Source organism: Pseudomonas sp. PA-7-1E, from assembly GCF_021605325.1.
Lineage (GTDB): Bacteria > Pseudomonadota > Gammaproteobacteria > Pseudomonadales > Pseudomonadaceae > Aquipseudomonas > Aquipseudomonas fluorescens_BV.
Genome location: NZ_WKFA01000131.1, coordinates 1 through 930, shown reverse-complemented (window position 1 = coordinate 930; position 930 = coordinate 1). Strand labels below are relative to the sequence as shown.

The window sequence follows — 930 nt, the reverse complement described above, 5'->3', positions numbered from 1 at the left end:
CGTGGGTGGTGGTGGCGCCATTCACGGCCACTTGCACTGGCACTTCGGTGCGGGCGCCCCGGCCAAGCCAGTACATGCGGATCCAGTCGCCGCGCAGTGTTTCGCCAAACGGTGCAAACACGGTGGCGTAGGCGCCTACATCATCCGGATTCAGCTGGCCGCTGACCGCCTTGTCGACAATCGGCTTGGGCATCGTACGCTTGATCTGACCCACCACGATCTGCAACCGCAGGGACTCCTGCGGGCGGCCGCCGGGCCGGGTATGGGCGTAAAACACGTCGGTCAGGTGGCCGTCGAAACGCCGCAGTTCGTCGGGGTATACCGTAAACAACAAATCCCCACCGGCCGTGGGCGGAATATCGTCGACTTCGCGGCCGATGCGATGTTCGATGGTGTTATCGGCGCTGCTGACCCGGAAGATGACTTCGATATAACCGTCCTTCGGCCAGCTCCCTTGAAGGGGGAAGCGTACGGTCGCGTCGACATCCGGCTCGATATGGCCACCCTGGTCCTCGTCTATCGTCGGCGCCGGCCACCTGACGACTTGCCCCACGACCTCCAGATAGAGCTTTTCGGAAGGCTGTTGCACCGCGCCATTCTGATACAGGGCATGCACACTCGCGCTGCCTTCGGCAATCGCGCTCACCAGCGCGTTGGGAACCTCAAAGGTATAAAGGCCTGCTCTACTGAGTTCTTCAGTGTGCGTATAAGGGATCGAATTGCCTTCACTGTCCAAACCGGCCCAGATCAGCGTCACGTGGGAATAGGCGCTAGCCTCTTGGGAGAGGACCCAAATGGCCACCTCCACATCCCAACTGCCCAGCTCCGCGAGGTCGATTTTCGTACCGGTGTCTGGAAACTGCAGCCACGGCGCTTCGGGGCGCACCTCATTGAGGTGCACATCAATCAACGACACCGCCGACCAGCGCG

The 930-nt window shown here is 61.5% G+C and carries 1 protein-coding gene; it reads right to left on the bottom strand.

The window, feature by feature from the left end; genetic code table 11:
* On the bottom strand, positions 1 to 930 hold a 930-nt coding region (locus GIW79_RS29530; protein WP_236456716.1), incomplete at both ends, for a hypothetical protein.